This is a genomic window from Streptomyces sp. NPDC008238, assembly GCF_042956445.1.
GTDB lineage: Bacteria > Actinomycetota > Actinomycetes > Streptomycetales > Streptomycetaceae > Actinacidiphila.
Map to the genome: position 1 here is coordinate 429,218 of NZ_JBIBGK010000003.1, position 15,114 is coordinate 444,331.

13 protein-coding genes are annotated in these 15,114 nt (G+C 75.1%); 4 read left to right on the plus strand and 9 right to left on the minus strand.

The annotated features are described in order from the left end of the window. Nucleotides 1-14: 14 nt before the first annotated feature. Entirely contained in the window at nucleotides 15-1,271 is a 1,257-nt protein-coding gene (locus ACFZAU_RS10835) for an SLC13 family permease (protein ID WP_500552078.1), read from the plus strand. Continuing rightward, nucleotides 1,271-1,771, plus strand: a complete 501-nt coding sequence (locus ACFZAU_RS10840; protein ID WP_500551875.1) for a universal stress protein — start codon at nucleotides 1,271-1,273, stop codon at nucleotides 1,769-1,771. Before ACFZAU_RS10835 ends, ACFZAU_RS10840 begins: the two co-directional genes overlap by 1 nt. A gap of 15 nt (nucleotides 1,772-1,786) precedes the next feature. On the opposite strand, the gene ACFZAU_RS10845 is transcribed toward ACFZAU_RS10840, so the two are convergent. The 9 genes from ACFZAU_RS10845 to ACFZAU_RS10885 all read right to left on the minus strand — a co-directional run bounded on the left by ACFZAU_RS10845 (nucleotide 1,787) and on the right by ACFZAU_RS10885 (nucleotide 12,645). Continuing rightward, entirely contained in the window at nucleotides 1,787-2,884 is a 1,098-nt protein-coding gene (locus tag ACFZAU_RS10845) for a CU044_5270 family protein (protein ID WP_500551876.1), read from the minus strand. Beyond that, a complete protein-coding gene (locus ACFZAU_RS10850; protein WP_500465013.1) occupies nucleotides 2,881-3,510 on the minus strand; it encodes an RNA polymerase sigma factor in 630 nt (209 codons plus the stop codon). The genes ACFZAU_RS10845 and ACFZAU_RS10850 overlap by 4 nt, the downstream gene beginning before the upstream one ends. Nucleotides 3,511-3,556: 46 nt before the next feature. After that, nucleotides 3,557-4,405, minus strand: coding sequence for a class II glutamine amidotransferase (locus ACFZAU_RS10855; RefSeq protein WP_500552079.1), 849 nt, complete (start codon nucleotides 4,403-4,405; stop codon nucleotides 3,557-3,559). A gap of 85 nt (nucleotides 4,406-4,490) precedes the next feature. Further along, nucleotides 4,491-6,911 carry a SpoIIE family protein phosphatase gene (locus tag ACFZAU_RS10860; RefSeq protein WP_500551877.1) on the minus strand — a complete coding sequence of 807 codons (2,421 nt, stop codon included), beginning with the start codon at nucleotides 6,909-6,911 and terminating at the stop codon, nucleotides 4,491-4,493. Between the two features lie 117 nt (nucleotides 6,912-7,028). Continuing rightward, on the minus strand, nucleotides 7,029-7,556 hold the full coding sequence (locus tag ACFZAU_RS10865) for a hypothetical protein (protein WP_500551878.1): 528 nt from the start codon (nucleotides 7,554-7,556) through the stop codon (nucleotides 7,029-7,031). Next, a complete protein-coding gene (locus ACFZAU_RS10870) occupies nucleotides 7,553-9,022 on the minus strand; it encodes an ATP-binding protein (protein WP_500551879.1) in 1,470 nt (489 codons plus the stop codon). The genes ACFZAU_RS10865 and ACFZAU_RS10870 overlap by 4 nt, the downstream gene beginning before the upstream one ends. 7 nt (nucleotides 9,023-9,029) lie before the next feature. Continuing rightward, a complete protein-coding gene (locus tag ACFZAU_RS10875) occupies nucleotides 9,030-9,710 on the minus strand; it encodes a response regulator (protein WP_500551880.1) in 681 nt (226 codons plus the stop codon). Nucleotides 9,711-9,727: 17 nt separating this feature from the next. Next, nucleotides 9,728-11,314, minus strand: coding sequence for a murein biosynthesis integral membrane protein MurJ (gene murJ, locus ACFZAU_RS10880; RefSeq protein WP_500552080.1), 1,587 nt, complete (start codon nucleotides 11,312-11,314; stop codon nucleotides 9,728-9,730). Between the two features lie 128 nt (nucleotides 11,315-11,442). Continuing rightward, on the minus strand, nucleotides 11,443-12,645 hold the full coding sequence (locus ACFZAU_RS10885; RefSeq protein WP_500551881.1) for a lipid II:glycine glycyltransferase FemX: 1,203 nt from the start codon (nucleotides 12,643-12,645) through the stop codon (nucleotides 11,443-11,445). Between the two features lie 212 nt (nucleotides 12,646-12,857). On the opposite strand from ACFZAU_RS10885, the gene ACFZAU_RS10890 reads away from it, so the two are divergent. Together ACFZAU_RS10890 and ACFZAU_RS10895 are read left to right on the plus strand one after the other, a co-directional pair. Continuing rightward, complete coding sequence (locus ACFZAU_RS10890) at nucleotides 12,858-14,069, plus strand: L,D-transpeptidase (protein ID WP_500551882.1); 1,212 nt, start codon at nucleotides 12,858-12,860, stop codon at nucleotides 14,067-14,069. A 97-nt stretch (nucleotides 14,070-14,166) separates the two neighbouring features. Next, nucleotides 14,167-15,099 (plus strand): SDR family NAD(P)-dependent oxidoreductase, encoded by a 933-nt coding sequence (locus tag ACFZAU_RS10895; RefSeq protein WP_500551883.1) that lies wholly within the window; start codon nucleotides 14,167-14,169, stop codon nucleotides 15,097-15,099. The last annotated feature ends 15 nt before the right edge of the window (nucleotides 15,100-15,114 follow it).

The window sequence follows — 15,114 nt, forward strand, 5'->3', positions numbered from 1 at the left end:
GGAGGAACGGAACCCTGAACACCACGATCGCGGAGGCGCTGTCCGTCGCGCTGCTGCTCCTCGTGCTCGCCGGGGCCGTGATCCGGCCGTTCGGGCTTCCGGAGGCGGTGGTCGCCGTGCCGGCGGCGGCGGTCGCCGTGGGGAGCGGGGCGATCCCGCTGGAGCACGCGCGGGAGGAGGCGGCGCGGCTGGGGCCGGTGATCGGGTTCCTGGCGGCGGTGCTGGTTCTGGCGCGGCTCTGCGACGAGGAGGGGCTGTTCCGGGTCGGCGGGGCGTGGATGGCCCGGGTGGCCGCGGGGCGGCCGCGGCGGTTGCTCGGGGCGGTGTTCGCACTCGCCTCGATGGTGACGGCGGTGCTCAGCCTGGACGCGACGGTGGTGCTGCTCACCCCGGTGGTGTTCGCGACCGCCGCCCGCCTGGGGGTGCGGCCCAAGCCGCACGTCTACGCCTGCACGCACCTGTCCAACACCGCCTCGCTGCTGCTGCCGGTCTCCAACCTGACGAACCTGCTGGCGTTCACGGCCAGCGGGCTGGGCTTCACCCGCTTCGCGGCGCTGATGCTGCTGCCCTGGCTGGTGGCCATCGCGGTGGAGTACCTCGTCTTCCGCCGCTGGTTCCGCGGCGACCTGGCGGCCGCCGTCCCCGTCCCGGACGGTGCCGGGACACCGCCGCTTCCGGTGTTCGCGCTGGTCACGGTGGTCTGCACGCTCGCGGGCTTCGTCGTCACCCCGGCGCTCGGGGTCGATCCCGCGTGGGCGGCCGCCGCCGGGGCGCTGGTGCTGGCCGTACGGGCGGTGGCACGGCGGCGGATGACGGTGCGCGCCGTGGCGGGGGCGGCCGGGGTGCCGTTCCTGGCGTTCGTGCTGGCGCTGGGTGTGGTGGTCCGGGCGGTGGTCGACAACGGGCTCGCCGACGCGCTGGGCCGGATCGTGCCCGAGGGCACCGGACTGGCCGCCCTGCTGGGCGTCGCGGCGCTCGCCGCCGTCCTGGCCAACCTGATCAACAACCTGCCCGCCGTGCTGGTGCTGCTGCCGCTGACCGCACCCGCCGGGCCCGGCGCGGTCCTCGCCGTCCTGCTCGGGGTGAACATCGGCCCCAACCTGACCTACGCCGGCTCCCTGGCGACCCTGCTGTGGCGGCGTATCGTGCACCAGCACGAACACGACGTGGACCTCAAGGAGTTCACCGTCCTCGGCCTGCTCACCGTGCCTGCGGCGCTGGGCCTGGCGGTGGTGGCACTGTGGGGTTCGCTGCACGTCCTCGGAGGGTGATGTCCGTGATCGTGACCGCCTGGATCGCCGAAGGGACCTGGCCCGCCTGCGTCGACGCCGTCCGCGTCCACGCGCCGGAGGCCGCCGACGTCGTGCTGCTGCACGTCAGCGGCCCCGACGTCCCCGGTCTCGCGCACGCCGCCTACGCCGGCCTGCTGGGCCGCGGGCACCCGGAGAACGATCCGGGCACCCGTCTGGAGGGCCTCGGCGCGGACTCCGCGGGGCGGCTGCTGGACGCCGCCGCCCGGCGGCTGGACCGGCCGTGCCGCCGGGAGGAGCGGTCGGGGCGGGTGGAGCGGGAGGTGGTCGCCGCGGCGGCCGGGACCGACCTGCTGGTGATGGCCCGCGACGGCGACCTCGCGCGGCTCGGGCCGCGGAGCCTGGGCCAGGCGGCGCGCTTCGTCGTCGACCACGCGCCCTGCCCGGTCCTGCTGGTGTGGCCCGCGGCCGCGCCGGACGTGGCGACGCTCCCGCCGCCGCCCCCGCACCCGCCCCACTGAGGCCCTGACCCGGGCTCAGCCCGTGGCGCCGGGCAGCTGCTTCACCGCGTCGACGACGGACCGGGTCATCACCGCGGTGGTGAAGACGACCGTGCCGCGCGGCATGACGCCCTCGGGGTCCCGCTCGGCCTGGACGCTGCGCTCGCCGAGGAAGACGTGGGTCTTCCGGTCGAAGATCCACTCGGTGCGCTGTCCGCTGGTCTCGTCCAGGCGGGCGACCGCGACCCCGTGCCGGCCGGCGGCGTCCACGGCGTCGTCCACGGCGACAACGCCGGGGATCTTGGCCGCGGCCCGGTAGAGGGCGGTGGTCAGCTCGGCCGGCGGGTAGCTCTCGCCCAGCAGGTCGCCGATGGTGGTGAAGGCCTCCTGGTCGGGGCCGTTGCCCATGCCCGCGGTCTCCTTGTAGATCTTGGCCAGAAGGACGTCGGGGTCGGTGGGCAGGGTGGTCAGGTAGTCGTAGCTCGGCGCGTTCAGGTACGGCTCGGGCGTCTTGCCCCGCTCGTCGGTGCCGGCCAGGGTCATGCCCTCGGGGCCGGTGTTGCCGGGCTCGATGAGCCAGCCGTCCCGGCCGTCGCGGGACTCCCAGACCTGGCGGCGGTGCAGCGGGGAGCCGGCCAGGCTGGTCGTGTCGCCCACGTGCCGCACGAAGGTGCCGGCGGACTTCGAGTCGACGTATACGTACTGGCCCTCGCCCACCGGCGCGGCGGGCGCCTCGGCGGCGGCCAGCGAGACGGTGTCCAGCAGACGGGCGGCGCCCCCCGGGTCCGCGGTGCCGAGGCGGGTGGTCAGGGCGGGGCCCGCGGCGGTGGTGCCGGAGCCGCCGCCCGCGCCGGTGCCCTCCGCTCCGCCGAACACGAACAGGCCGGTCGCCAGTGCCCCGGCCAGCACGCCCGCCGTCAGCGGGACGAGGACCACGCGGTGCAGGAAGGGGTTGCGGCGCGAGGCCGGGCGGGCGGCGGCGGTGGTCGAGGGCGCGGGGCCCGTGGCGAGGTCCTCGTGGATCCGGGTCATCAGACGCTCCTTGTGCAACTGGTGACGGTCCGCCGGCATATCCCGCTCCACGCGCGGCAGGAGACGGGCGGTCTCCTCCCATTCCGAGGGATGGGCGTTCATCGGATTCCTTCCTGTGCGGGCCGGACCGCGTTCGTGCGGTCCCCTTCTGTCTGTCGGCGGCGGACGACGGGTTCCCTCTCCGCGTCGGTGAGCTTGCGCAGTCGCGTACGGGCCCGGGACAGCCGGGACCGCACGGTGCCGACCGGGACGCCGAGGGCCTCGGCGGCCTCGGCGTACTCCAGGCCCTCCCACAGGCACAGCGTCAGCACCTCGCGTTCGGCGCGGCGCAGCCGGGCGAGGGCGGTGAGCACGGCGGCGAGGCGGCGCCGGTCGTCGACCCGGCCGGCCACGAGGTCGGCGTGGTCCGGCACTTCGAGCGCGGCGGCCCCCGCCTGGGCGCCGGCGGCGACCGCGGCCCGGTAACGGCGGTTGCTGCGGCAGTGGTTGCGCGCGATGTTGGTGGCGACGCCCAGCAGCCACGGCCGCAGCGAGCCCCCTTCGGGGTCGACGCGGTCCCGCAGCCGCCACGCCTCCAGGAAGGTGGCCGACATGACGTCCTCGGCCACCGACCAGTCGGCGGTCAGCCGGAAGGCGTGGTTGTAGACGGTGCGGGCGTACGCGTCGAACAGTTCCGCGAAGGCGGTGGGGTCCCCGTCCCGTACCCGGGTCCGTACATGAGTGGTCACTCCTGTCGGCTGTCCGCCGGTGCCCCGCGGGTTCCCGTGAGCCGCGTCACGCGGCGATCCCGTCGGGGGCCGCGGGCACGAAGGGCAGCAGCTCGTCCTGTCCGGGGCGCACCACCCCGAAGGTGCTCTCCGGGACCTCGTGCCAGGCGTCCGGCAGGTCGCCCAGGGGTTCGGACACCACGAGCCGGGTCTCCGCCGACACGCCCTGGAGGAACCACAGGTCCGGGTGGAGTTCGCGCAGCGAGTCCACCTTGCTGCTGTAGAACAGCGACCGCGAGAGGTGCTCGCTGGAGTAGCGGAAGGCCCACAGGCTCTCCCCGTCGGTGACCGCCACCGTCATCTGGACCGGGAACTCGACGCCGTGCTCGTGGCCGGTCCGCTCCACCAGCCCGGCCATCCGTGCCACGGCCGCCGGTACGTCCTGGTCGAGGCCGAAGGTGAGCGCGAGGAAGAACATCACCTCGGAGTCCGTCGAGCCCTCGATGGACGAGAACAGCGCGGGGTCGACGGCGAGCGAGAGGTCGCGGCGCAGCCGGTGGAAGTCGGTGATCGCGCCGTTGTGCATCCACAGCCAGCGGCCGTGCCGGAAGGGGTGGCAGTTGGTCTGCTGGACAGCGGTGCCCGTCGAGGCCCGTACGTGGGCGAAGAACAGCGGCGAGGTGACGTGGCGCGAGATCTCCCGCAGGTTGCGGTTGTTCCAGGCGGGCCCGATGTCGCGGATGATCGCCGGGGTGTCCATGTCGGCGGCGTACCAGCCGATGCCGAAGCCGTCCCCGTTGGTGGTCTCGACCCCCATCCGGGAGTGCAGGCTCTGGTCGATCAGGGAGTGCCGGGGTTTGTAGAGGATGTTGTCGAGCAGCATGGGCGTGCCCGAGTAGGCGAGCCACCGGCACATGTGCACCATTCCCTTCCTCTTCCGCTGTCCCCCGTCCGCCGGGCGCGGGCGCCGGTCGTCCGCCGGGCCCGGGCGGCGTCCGTCCTCAGGGCACGGCCAGGGCGACCTCCGCCCAGATCGTCTTGCCCTCCTGGGTGTGACGCGTCCCCCAGCGCTCGGTGACCTGCGCCACCAGCAGCAGTCCGCGGCCGCCCTCGTCGAAGACCCGCGCCCGGCGCAGGTGGGGTGCGGTGCCGCTGCCGTCGGAGACCTCGACGATGAGGGTGCAGTTGTGGATGACGCGCAGCCCTATGGGCGGGGTTCCGTAGCGGATGGCGTTCGTGACGAGTTCGCTGACCACCAGTTCGGCGGTGTACGTGAGGTCCTCCAGCCCCCATTCCGCCAGCCGGCGGGCGACCTCGGCGCGGACACCGGCCACCGCCGCGGGCTCGGCGGGCACCTCCCAGGTGACGACCTGGGACGCGTCCAGCACCTTGGCGCGGGCGACGACCAGGGCGACGTCGTCGTCCGGGGGGTCGGGGACGAGGCCCACCAGGCGCTCGCAGACGGACTCCAGGGCGTGGTCGGGCCGGGTGAGCGCCCGGCGCAGGCCGGCCATGCCGGTGTCGACGTCCCGGTCGTCGGTGGCGATGAGGCCGTTGGTGTAGAGCACCAGGAGGCTGTCCGGGTCGAGTGCGCACTCGATGGTCTCGAAGGGCAGCCCGCCCAGCCCGAGCGGCGGTCCGGGCGGCAGGTCGAGGAACTGCGCGCTGCCGTCCGGCGCCGTCAGCACCGGTGGGGGATGGCCCGCGCTGGCGGCGGTGCACAGCCGGGAGACCGGGTCGTAGACCAGGTAGAGGCAGGTGGCGACGAGGTCGGTGACGACGTTCTCGCCGTCGTCCTCGTCGACCTCCTCCCCGGCGAGGTGCACGACCAGGTCGTCGAGGTGGACGAGCAGCTCGTCGGGCGGCAGGTCGACGTCGGCGAGGGTGCGCACGGCCGTCCGCAGCCGCCCCATGGTGGCGGAGGCGCGCAGCCCGTGGCCGACGACGTCCCCGGCGACGAGCGCGACCCGCGCCCCGGACAGCGGGATCACGTCGAACCAGTCGCCGCCCACGCCCGCGCCGCTGCCCGCCGGCAGGTAGCGCGAGGCCACCTCCACCGCGTCCTGGCGGCCGAGCCGCTGCGGCAGCAGGCTGCGCTGGAGGGCCAGGGCGGTGGCGCGTTCGCGGGTGTAGCGGCGGGCGTTGTCGACGGCGACCGCGGCCCGGCTGCCGATCTCCTCGGCGACCAGCAGGTCGTCCTCGTCGAAGGGGTCGGGTCTGCGGTGCCGGGCGAGCACGGCGACGCCGAGGGTGATGCCGCGGGCCCGCAGCGGGATGACCATCACCGAGTGGATGCCGTGCAGGCGCAGCATGGCGGCCCGTCCGGCGTCGCCCGCCGCCCAGCCGTCGATGGCCTGGTCGACGGTGCCGTGCAGCGAGGCGCGGCCGGTGAGGAGGGAGCGGGTGGGCGGGGAGTCGTCCGGGTACCGGTCCAGCTCCCCGGTCGCGGTCACCGACTCGGGCAGGCCGGGCAGGACGGACTGCTGGGCGGCGCGGCGGAGGGCGACCCCTGGTTCGCCGGGCTTGGGCTCCACCCCGCGGAACAGCGGGTCGAGCAGGTCGACGGTGGCGAAGTCGGCGAGGGTGCCCACCACGACGTCGGCCATCTCCTGTGCGGTGCGGGTCACGTCCAGCGTGCTGCCGATCCGGGTGCTGACCTCGTTGAGCAGGGCGAGCCGCTCCCGTGCCAGGTACTGCTCGGTGGTGTCGACGGCGGTGAGCTGGACGCGGGGGGTGCTGCGCTGCGGGTCGGTGAGCGGGGAGAGCGTGATCGTCCAGGTGCGCGGGGCCGGCGCCCCCCGTGACCGGATGCGCAGGTGCAGGTCGTGGGACTCGCCGCTGGCCAGGACGTGCCGGACGCCCTCCTCGACGGCCTCGCCGGCGCTGCCGGCCAGGTACTCCGAGGGGAGCCTGCCGCGCATCTGCTCCTCGGTGCGTCCGGCCTCGCGTTGCATGCCCCTGCTGGTGCGCAGGGTCCGCAGCTCGTTGTCGAAGATCGCCATGGGCAGGATGGACTGGTCGAAGGCCTCCTCGACCACGCTGTCCACCGCGCCCCAGTGCCGCCGGTCCACCGGGGAGACCACGACGAGCCGCTGCGGCCGGCCGTAGCCGTCCAGCGACGGGTAGACGCGCACGGACACGTCCAGGTGGCGCCCGTCCCGTCGGCGCAGCACCGACCTGCCGCCCCAGCCGAAGGGCATCGCCAGGAACCACTCGGTGGAGCGGGCGGCGTCCGACCCGAGCAGGCGGCTGGCGGGCTGCCCCACGACCTCGTCGTGCCCGTAGCCGAGCAGCCGCTCGGCCTCGCTGCTCCAGCCCGTGACGACACCGTGGGCGTCGATGACGGCCGTGGCCGGAACGGTCGGATCGGGCCGGGGAGGGAGGCCGCCGTCGAAGTCGTCGTCGAGGCTGGAATCTCGCATCGCCATCCGTCGCCGTTGTCGCCCGTCCTCTTCCGGCCCCCTCCAGGACGCGGCTGCCTGGGCCCTCCTCCACTTCTACCGCTCCTGGCCCGTGGCCGCAGGTCGGGCCGTCCGCGGTCAGCGCGAGGCCGGGCCGGGCAGGGCGCCGCCGCAGTTCCCGGCGGGGAGGGCGCCGTCGGTGCCGGCCAGGACGACCACGCGGTCGTCCTCGTGGCCGTCGGCGTAGGCGGCGGTGCAGACCACCTGGCGCCTGGCGTTCTCGGCCAGGTCCCGCACGGGGAACGGCAGCGAGACCCGGACGGTGTCCCCGGAGGAGGTGACGTCCACCGGACCGGTGGTGGCGGGCAGCCCGGTGCCGAGTCCCGCCGCGCTCTCCTGGGGCTCCGGCCCGTCCAGCAGCACGGTGACGACCTTCGCGGTCGCCACCGGTGTGCCCGGTGCGGCGTCGCCCGTCCCGCGGAGGACGGGGGTGAGCCGGCCCTCGGGGGAGAGGAAGAAGAGCGTCAGCCGGTCCGGCGGCCCGGGGAAGACGTCGACGGTGGCGGGCCCGCCCGCCTCGACGACCCCGGATCCCTGGACCCCGCAGCCGGCCAGCAGGGCCGCCGCCGCCACGCAGAGGGCGGCCGGGAGGCGGCGGCGCTTCACGGCGCCGTCTCCCCGGCCGGGCCGGGAGCGGCCAGCGGCATCCGCACGGTGAGGACGGCACCGCCGTGCGGGCCGTTGGCGGCGCGGACGGTGCCGCCGTGCAGGCGGACGTTCTCCAGGGTGATGGCCAGGCCCAGGCCGCTGCCCGCGGAGCGGGTGCGGGCCGCGTCGGCCTTGTAGAAGCGGTCGAAGATGTGCGGCAGGACGTCCGGTGCGATGCCGGGGCCGCTGTCGGCGACCTCGACGGCGAACCGCTCCGGCCCGTCGCCGGACGGTTCGGCGCGCAGCCGCACGTGGACGGGGGCGGCGCCGTGGCGCAGCGCGTTCCCGACGAGGTTGGCGACGACGACGTCGAAGCGCCGCGGGTCGAGCCGGGCCCGGATGCCCGGGGGCAGTTCGGTGGCGACCTGATCGGGGTCGGTCCAGTGCCGGGTCGCCAGGGTCTTGCGGATGGTCTCGGCGACGTCGACCTCGTCGGCGTTGAGCTCGGCGGCCCGCGCGTCGAAGCGGGAGATCTCGATCAGGTCCTCGACCAGGACGGCCAGCTTGCCGGTCTCGGCGCTGATGAGGCGGACGGCGGCCGCGGTGTCCGGGGCGAGCCGCCCGGCGTCCTCGTCGAGGACCTCGGTGACTGCGAGCATCCCGGCCAGCGGGGTGCGCAGTTCGTGCGAGACGTCGGAGGCGAAGCGGCGGGCCCGGGCCTCGGCGCGGCGCAACTCGTCCACCGACCTCTCCAGTTCCAGTGCGGATTCGTTGAAGGTGTGCGCGAGGTCGGCGAGTTCGTCGCTGCCCTTCACCTGGATGCGGGTGTCGAGTTCGCCGCGGCCCATGCGCTGCGCCGCCGTGCGCAGTTCACGGACCGGGCGGAGCACGCTGCCGGCGGCGAGCAGGGCGGGGACCAGGGCGACGGCCAGCGCGGGCAGGGCTCCGTCGCGGGCGGCGGCGAGCAGTGCCCGGACGCCGTCGTCCTCCGTGGCCAGCGGCATCACGGCGTAGAGCACGAGGCCGGTGGGGCGGGCGGACAGCCCGGTCTTGAAGACGGTCGGCACGCCCACGGTCAGCCAGGGGGCGCCGTCCTTCTCGACCCGCTGGAAGACGCCCCGGGGACGTTCCGCCGCGGCGCGGCGCAGTTCGGGCGTGATGACCGTGGAGACGGGACTGGTGCCGGAGGAGACCCGGATCGAGCCGTACTCGGCGAACACCACCCAGGTGCGCGGCTTGCCCTTGCGGGCGATGTCGCGCAGCACCTCCTGGAGGGCGGTGGTGTCCATCGGGAGCGTGGTGCCGACGGTGGCCACCTGCTCGCGGAAGGAGGCGACGGCGGTGTCCTGGGCCTGTTCGAGGACCGCGTTGCGCGCCTCGCGGTAGGTGAGGGTCGCGGTGGTGCCCGCGCTGACCGCCGCGACGAGCAGGAACGCCAGCACCAGCCGGGTGCGCAGCCCGATCCGGGCCCTGCGGAGGATCACCGGCGGCTCACAGCGGCCCGAAGCGGTAGCCGAAGCCGCGCAGCGTCTGTATGTAGCGGGGGCTGCCGGGGACGTCCTCGATCTTGTTGCGCAGCCGCCGGACGCAGGCGTCGACCAGCCGGGCGTCCGCGTGGTAGCTGTGCTCCCACACGTGCTCCAGCAACTGCTGGCGGCTGAAGACCTGTTCGGGCGCCGCGGACAGGAACAGCAGCAGCTTCAGCTCGGAGGGCGCGAGTGCCAGCCGCCGCCCGGACTTGGCGACGCCGAGCCCGGCGCGGTCGACGGCGAGGTCGCCGTGCTGCTCGACGGCCGAGCGGCCCGCGGGTACCTCGATGCGCCGCAGTACGGCCCGGATGCGGGCCTCGATCACCTCGGTGCGGGCGGGTTTGACGATGTAGTCGTCGGCCCCGGCCTCCAGCCCGACGACGACGTCGAAGTCGTCGCCGCGGGCGGTGAGCATGATGATCGGCAGCTGGCTCGTCTCGCGCACCTGGCGGCACACCTGGACGCCGTTCATCCCGGGCAGCATCAGGTCCAGCAGCAGCAGATCGGGCCGGAACTCGGCGACGGCGGTGAGCCCGGCCTCGCCGGTGGCGGCCGTCCGTACCTCGTGACCGCGGCGGCGCAGGCCCAGTTCGACACCTTCGCGCACGGAAGGGTCGTCTTCGATCAGCAGGACGCGTGGCATGAGCGGAGTATCGCAAGTCATCGTGCACCGCGCCGCAGTTTGCCGAGCAGTGCCCGCCGGGCCGCCTCGACCTCGGTCAGCCGCAGCGGGCGGGCCGCGGCCGCGAAGACCAGCACGACGGCGGCGGCCCCGGCCGTCGCGGCGGCGAGCGGCCCGAGCGGCGCGGCGAGGTCCGCCGCGACCCGGCCCAGCGCGGCGGCGGGCACCGCGACGAGCAGCAGACGGGCCAGCGCCCCCGCGGTCGGCGAACGCCACGGCCCGCGGCCGCCGTCCGGCGCCGCCAGCCTGCGGTCCAGCACGTACGCGGTCACCGCCCAGCCCGCGAAGAGTGCCACCGAGTACCCCGCGGCCATGCCCGTGACCGCCCAGCGCGCGGGCAGCAGCAGGTAGGCGGCGACGGACAGGCCCGCGTTGAGCCCGGAGATCACCAGGTTCAGCAGGAACGGGGTGCGGGTGTCGCCGAGCGCGTAGAAGGTGCGCGACAGCACGTACTGCCCGGAGAAGGCGACCAGGCCCGGGGCGAAGGCCACCAGCGCTCTCGCCATGACCGTGACGTCGGCGGCGTCCGTCCTGCCGTGCTCGAAGACCAGCGCCATCGCCGGCCCGGCGAGCGCCAGCAGCGCGCACGCGGCGGGCACCACCAGCGCGGAGCTGCTGCGCAGCGCGTACGAGACGTCGCGGCGCACCCGCGCGGGGTCGCCGTCGGCCGCCGCCGCGCTCATCCGCGGCAGCAGGGCGGTGACCAGCGAGACCGTCACGATGCCGTGCGGCACGGCCCACAGCAGGTAGGCGTTGTTGTACGCGGTGAAGCCGGCGCCGCCGTCGATGCCCAGTGCCGCGGCGCGCTGCCCGGCGGAGGTGGCGAGCCGGGTCACCACCCAGTAGGCGACCTGGTTGGTGAGGACGAGCAGCACCAGCCACCCGGCGGAGCGCAGCGGCCGGGCCAGTCCGCTGCCCCGCCAGTCGAACCGCGGCCGCCAGCGGAAGCGCGCCGCCCGCAGCGACGGCACCAGCGCCAGCGCCTGCACCGCGATGCCGGCCGTGGTGCCCCAGCCGAGCAGCGCGGTCTCGCCCGGGGTCAGCCCGCCGCCGGTGCCGGCCGTCACGAGGTAGAGGCCGAAGACGGCGATGACGACCAGGTTGTTGAGGACCGGCGTCCACATCATCGCGCCGAACCGGCCGCGCGCGTTGAGCACCTGGCCGAGCAGCGTGAACAGCCCGAGGAAGAGGATCTGCGGCAGGCAGGAGCGCGCGAAGGCCACCGTCGTCGCCGCCTGCGCCCCGGTGTAGCCGGTGTACGCGGCCACGATCGCGGGCGCGGCGAGCACGGCCGCCGTCGTCATCAGCAGCAGCGCGGCGGTGCACACGGTCAGCAGCCGGTCGGTGTAGGCGGCGCCGCCGTCCGCGTGCTCCTTGGCGGCCCTGACCAGTTCGGGCACGAACACCGCGTTGAGGGCGCCGCCCAGCAGCAGCATGTAGACGATCGTGGGCACCGAGTTGCCGACCGAGTAGCCGTCGGCGGCCAGGCCGACGCCGAGCGCCGCGGCGACGGTCGCGGACCGTACGAAGCCGGTCGCGCGGGAGACGACGGAACCCGCCGCCATGAGGGCGCCGCTGCGCAGCACCGAGGCGCCGGCCGTCCTGTCCGCCGTCGCATCGGCCGTGGCGTCGGCCGTGGCATCGGCCGTGGCGTCCGCCGTCGCGTCGGCCGGTCGGGCCGCCGAGGGGGCGCTCACCGGCGCGCCATGTAGGCCTGGAACGCCCGGTAGAGCGTGTGGTTGGCGGTGCCGTCCAAGGCCGTCTCCCATTCCCCCAGGGTCTCGACGACCCGCCCGCCCGTGCCGAGCTTCCAGCGGGTGAGCCCGAACGCCCGGTCCTCCGGGTCGAGTGTGGAGGGTACCCCGCGCATGTCGTACTCCAGTGCGCCCTGTTCGCGGGCGTCCGTGAGCATGCGCCACTGCAGGGCGTTGGAGGGACGGACGTCACGGCGGTGGTCCGCCGAGGCCCCCGTCTGGTACCAGACCCTCCGGCCCACGGTGATCATGGTGTGGGCCGCGAGCACCTCGCCCTCGTGGCGGGCGAGGTAGAGCTTCATCCGCCCCGGTTGCTCGGCGTTGAGGGCCGCGTACTGGCGCTGGTAGTACTCCAGCGAGCGTCCCAGCCGGAAGCCGTCGCGCTCCTCGGTGACGCGCAGCAGCCGGAAGAACTCGGGGAGGTCGGCGGCCCCGCCCACGTCCACCTCGACGCCCGACCTCTGCGCCCGCCGTATGTTGCGGCGCCACTCCTGGTTGAGTCCCGCCCACAGGTCGTCGGCGCTGCGGCCGGCCAGCGGGACCCGGAAGACCTGGCGGGGCTGGGCGTCCGCGTCCCCGCCGCCGTCCGGCCCGTCGCCGTCCCCGCCGCAGCGCCGCCAGCCGCGGGCCCGCAGCCGCTCGGCCACGACCGTGCCGAGCGGGTCGACCTCGCAGGTCAGCACGTCGGACAGGCGCCGCCCGAGCCCGGTCGCGGACTTCAGGACCGCGGCGTCCCAGCGGCGGTGGGCGGGCGAGGGGCCGATGCGCACGGCGAAGGCGCCGAGGGCGCGCAGGTGGCGCAGGAGCGGCGACAGCCAGGCGTCGATGTCCGGGTCGGCCCAGTCGGCGACCGGCCCCTCGGGCAGGTAGGCGAAGGACTTCCGCGTACCGGGGAACTGCCGCAGCAGCACCAGGGCGACCCCGCGCAACTCACCGGGCCCCGCGCCGTCCGCGGGTCCCCAGCCGACCAGCCGGGCCCGCCATCCCGGCTTCACCTGCGCCCACGACGGGCACTGGAGGAAACCGGGACCGAGCGCCGAGCCGGTCCGGGACGCCAGGAACGCGCGGTACGTCTCCGCGCTGACCGGCCCGAGCCGGGCCTGCCGGGGGCCCGGGCCCGCCGTCACGAGCAGTGCCGACACTGCGCCTCCCTCGAGTGTGGTCGGTTGGGTACACAGGAAGGCTCACAGCCCTTCATGACGGCCCCGAGCGGCCAATGTGACCGGACCATGACTGTTCCGTCCCAGCTGCCGTCATACGGCTCCCAAGCCCTCCACCTGGGCTTCCGGCGGCCTAGAGTCCCCGGGGTCCGGCCGGTTCCGGCCGCTCTCCCCGTCCTTCACGGAGGTCTCCGTTGTCCAGGAAACGTGTGGGCCCCATAGGCCGGCCCCGCCCGCGTACCGCCGTTGTGACGGCCGCCGCGCTGTCCGCCGTGCTCACCGGCTGCTCGGGCGGCGCCCCGGCGGCGACGCACGCGGCCGGCGACGCGGAACAGCGCAAGGAGCGGCCCGCTACCGTCACCGTCACCCCGCACGGCGGGCGGGTCCAGGCCGGCGAGCCGGTACGGGTCACCGCCCGGGGCGGCACCCTCACGACGGTCACCGTCGCCGGGCCGCACGGCAAGGGGCTGACCGGCACCCTGTCCGCGGACCGCCGCACCTGGACCTCGGAGCGTAACGTCGTGCCCGGCGCCTCGTACACCGTGCGGGCCGGCACCCGCACCCCCGGCGGTACGACCGGCACGAGCGAGTCCAGCTTCAGCACGGCCGCCGCCGGCAAGGTCAACAAGGTGGACTGGCGGCCCGGCGACGCCACCACGGTCGGCGTCGCCCAGCCGATATCCCTGGTCTTCGACAACCCCGTGACCGACAAGGCCGCCGTGGAGCGGCAGCTCGAGGTGAAGACCTCGAACGGCACCGAGGGCTCCTGGGGCTGGCTGACCGACTACTCCGGCCGGGACCGGGTCGACTGGCGGCCCCGGGAGTACTGGCGGCCGGGCACCGAGGTCACCCTGGACGCCCACCTGGACGGCACCGACTCCGGCCGGGGCGGCTGGTTCGTCCGCGACTACCGGGCCTCCTTCACGGTCGGCGCCCGGCAGGTCGTCAAGGTCGACCTCGACCGCAAGCGGCTCACGCTGCAGCGCGACGGCCGGACGGTGCGCACCCTCCCGGTCTCCGGCGGCACGCCCGGCCCGGACACCGGCTCGTGGCGCGGCACGGCGGTGGTGCTGGCCAAGGAGGGCACCGTCCGGATGAGGTCCGAGACCGTCGGCCTCGGCGACGCCTACGACGAGACCGTCCACGACTCGATCCGGCTGACCTGGTCCGGGATGTACGCGCACGCCGCGCCCTGGAACGCCGCGTTCTTCGGCCGGGCCAACCGCAGCCACGGCTGCGTGGGGATGAGCGACGCCGACGCGGACTGGCTGTACTCCCGGGTCCGTGTCGGCGACCCCTTCGAGATCACGGGGTCCGAGGCCAAGGGCACGGTCGCGCCGAACAACGGCTTCGGCGACTGGAACGTGGACTGGGCCGGTTGGCGGGAGAAGAGCGCGCTGCGCTGACCCCGCGCCGCCCCCGTCCTGTGGTGGTTGTCTGGAAGGGGCGGCTCCACCGCCGGCAGGGGCGGTGCCGCCGCACCGCCGAGAGGAAGGCAGCGCCATGAGCGGCTCCGGCGACTTCACCGCACAGTCCACCGCCGCCGAGGTCGTCGGCGGCATCGACCTCACCGGCCGCCGTGCCGTCGTCACCGGCGCGGCCTCCGGCATCGGCCTGGAGACCGCCCGTGCCCTGGCCGGGGCCGGCGCCGAGGTCACCCTCGCGGTACGGGACACCGCGGCCGGCGAACGGGCCGCCGCCGGCCTCGCTGCCGGCGGCGCGCGGGTCCTGGTCGCCCCGCTCGACCTCGCGGACCAGCGCTCGGTGGCGGCCTTCACCGCCGCCTGGGACGGCCCCCTGGACATCCTCGTCAACAACGCCGGGGTGATGATGACGCCCGAGACGCGCACGCCCGAGGGCTGGGAGCTGCAGTTCGCGACCAACCACCTCGGGCACTTCGCGCTCGCCACCCGCCTGCACGCGGCCCTCGCCGCCGCGGGCCGCGCCCGGGTGGTCTCCCTCAGCTCGGTCGCCCACCTGCGCAGCCCGGTGCACTTCGACGACGTCCACTTCCGCGACCGGCCGTACGACGCGGGCCTGGCGTACGCCCAGTCCAAGACCGCCAACGTCCTGTTCGCGGTGGAGGCGAGCCGGCGCTGGGCCGCCGACGGCGTGAGCGTCAACGCCGTCCACCCCGGGGCGGTCCTGGGCACCGACCTCTCCCGGCACCTCACCCGCGAGGCCCTGGACGCCGCCGCCGCGTCCGGCGGCCACACCTTCAAGACCCCGCAACAGGGCGCCGCCACGGTCGTGTACGTGGCCACCGCGCCCGGGCTGGAGTGCGTCGCGGGCCGCTACTTCGAGGACTGCGCCGAGGCCCACCGCCACATCCCCGGGAGCTCCGGCGGCGTCGCCGACCACGCCCTCGACCCTGACGCGGCGGCACTGCTGTGGCAGGTGTCGCTGGACGCCCTCGCGACGGGCGTGCGCGGCTGACGGCCACTGGGGCTG